Source organism: Variovorax sp. P4_D9, assembly GCF_056401695.1.
The window spans coordinates 1-2,724 of the sequence record NZ_JBFUIU010001035.1; the positions used below are offsets into that span (position 1 = coordinate 1).

1 protein-coding gene is annotated in these 2,724 nt (G+C 68.7%); it reads left to right on the forward strand.

Features of this window, described 5'->3' with window-relative positions; genetic code table 11:
• A partial coding sequence (locus AC1DY5_RS50475; protein WP_478121823.1) for a DUF3418 domain-containing protein occupies positions 1 to 2,503 on the forward strand: 2,503 nt, incomplete at its 5' end.
• Positions 2,504 to 2,724: the final 221 nt, after the last annotated feature.

Below are 2,724 nucleotides of genomic sequence, written 5' to 3' on the forward strand. Positions count from 1 at the left end.
GATGATCGTCGAGGCTCGCACGCGCGGCGCGCTCGAGGAGGTGTTGGTGATCGCCAGCGCCTTGTCGGTGCAGGACGTGCGCGACCGGCCGATGGAGATGCAGCAGCAGGCCGACCAGGCGCATTCGAAGTTCGACGACGAGAAGAGCGAGTTCAGCGGCTACCTGCGGCTGTGGAAGTGGATCCTCGATGCGCGTGGCGGCCACGGCGACACGCACAAGCTCTCGAACCGGCAGTACGAGCAGCTGCTGCGGCAGAACTTCATCAACATCCGCCGCGTGCGCGAGTGGCGCGACATCCATTCGCAGCTGCTCACCGTGGTGACCGAGCACAAATGGCGCATCAACACGCAGCCGGCCGGCTACGAGCCGTTGCACCTGTCGATGCTGGCGGGCCTGCTCGGCAACATCGGCTGGAAACTCGAGGACGACGAGGCCTACCTGGGGGCGCGCGGCATCAAGTTCTATCGCCATCCGGGCGCCCACCTGAAGAAGAAGCCGGGCCGCTGGATCGTCGCCGCCGAACTGGTCGAGACCACACGCCTGTTCGGCCGCGGCATCGCCAACATCGAGCCGCAGTGGCTCGAGCAGGTGGCGGGCCACCTGCTCAAGAAACAGCTGCTCGACCCGCACTGGGAAAAGAAGGGCGCCCAGGTCGCCGCGCTGGAGCGCGCCACGCTGTACGGACTGGTGGTCTACAGCGGGCGCCGGGTCGACTTCAGCAAGGTCGACCCGGTCGCGGCGCGCGAGATCTTCATCCGCGAGGCGCTGGTCGGCGGGCAGTGGGAAAGCAAGCTGCCTTTCCTGGCGGCCAACCGCAAGCTGGTGCGCGAGGTCGAGGGACTCGAGCACAAGTCTCGCCGCCAGGATGTGCTGGTCGACGACGAGTTGATCTACGCCTTCTACGACGCCCAGCTGCCACCCGAGGTCTCGAGCGGCCYGACCTTCGAGAACTGGTATCGCGGCCAGTCCCGCGAACAGCCGCGGCTGCTCTACCTGACGCGCGACGAGCTGATGCGCCACCAGGCAGCCGGCATCACGACCCAGTCGTTCCCGCCGACCCTGCGGCTGGGCGGCGTCGACTGCGCCGCGACCTACCTGCACGAGCCGGGCGACGCCAGGGACGGGCTCACGGTCAGCGTCCCGCTGTTCGTGCTGAACCAGGTCAGCGACGAACGCTGCGAATGGCTGGTCAGCGGCATGCTGAAGGACAAGATCCAGGCCCTGCTGAAGAGCCTGCCCCAGAAGCCGCGCGCCCGCCTGGTGCCGCTGCCCGAGTCGGCTGCACGGCTGGCGGAGGTGCTCGGCGCACCCGAGGTCTTCGGCCATGGATCGCTGACCGACGCGCTGCTGAAACGGGTGCGCGACCAGACCAGCCTCGACGTCAAGCGGGCCGACTTCAAGCTCGACATGCTGCCGCCGCATCTCTTCATGAACCTGCGGGTGGTCGACGAGCATGGCCGGCAGCTCGGGATGGGTCGCAACCTCGGCGCCCTGAAGGCCGAGTGGGGCACGCAGGCGCGCGGTGCTTTCCAGGCGCTGGCCGGGCTCAATGTGCGGGCTTCCGCCGAGCCGGCGCCAAGTGGGCCGGGGGCCCCGGCGCAGCCGGCCGGCAATACCGTCGTCGAGTCGCCGGCGACACCGGCCTTGCCGGYCGGCCAGCGCTACACCGGCTGGACTTTCGGCGAGCTGCCCGAGTTGATGGAAGTGCGGCGCGGCGTGCAATCGCTGATCGGATTTCCGGCGCTGGTCGACGCGGCCGATGCGGTCACCATCGAAGTCTTCGACGAGCCCGCGGTGGCGGCGGCGAAACACCGGGCGGGGCTCAGGCGCCTGTTCGCGCTGCAGCTCAAGGACGCCCTGAAGTACCTCGAGAAGAACATCCCGGACCTGCAGAAGATGGCGGTCGCCTACATGTCGCTCGGCACCGCCGAGGAACTGCGCGCGCAGATCATCGAGGTGGCGATCGACCGGGCCTTCCTGCAGGAGCCCTTGCCGACCGACGAGTTCGCCTTCAGGCAGAGGCTGGACGAGGGCCGCGGCCGCCTGACGCTGATCGCCAACGAGATCGCGCGGCTGGCCGGCGTGATCCTGGTCGAGTACGGGCTGGCGCTGCGCAAGATCAAGGACACCAAGGTGCAGCCCGACGCCACCGCCGACGCCGCGCATCAGCTGCAGCGCCTGCTGGGCAAGCGCTTCATCGCCGACACGCCGTGGCCTCGGCTGCAGCACTTCGCGCGCTACCTCAGGGCGATCACGCTGCGGCTCGACAAGCTGCGGGCCGACCCCGCGCGCGACGCGCAGCGACTGGCGGAGTTGCGGCCGCAGGAGCAGCGCTACTGGCGGCTGCTGGCCGAGCGCAAGGGCGCGGCCGACGAGCGCATGAGCGAGTTCCGCTGGCTGCTGGAGGAATTGCGCGTGAGCTTCTTCGCGCAGGAACTGCGCACGCCGCAACCGGTGAGCGTCAAGCGGCTGGACAAGCTGTGGGTGCAGTTGGGGCACTGAGCGCCGGCATCGGGATAGGGGGCAGTCTTCCTAGACTGCGCCCCTCCCACACCACCCGGCATGCGGGTCCGCACCGGGCGGTTCGAGAGTTTTAGGTCATGAGAGTCTGGGTAGTCCCATACGGTCAAACCAGGCGATGTTCAGCACGCTGTTGAGCTGCTTGGCGCTATTGCGCCACCAGCGGCGGCTGTTGGCCGCCACCCGTTGCGCCGTCGCAGGAC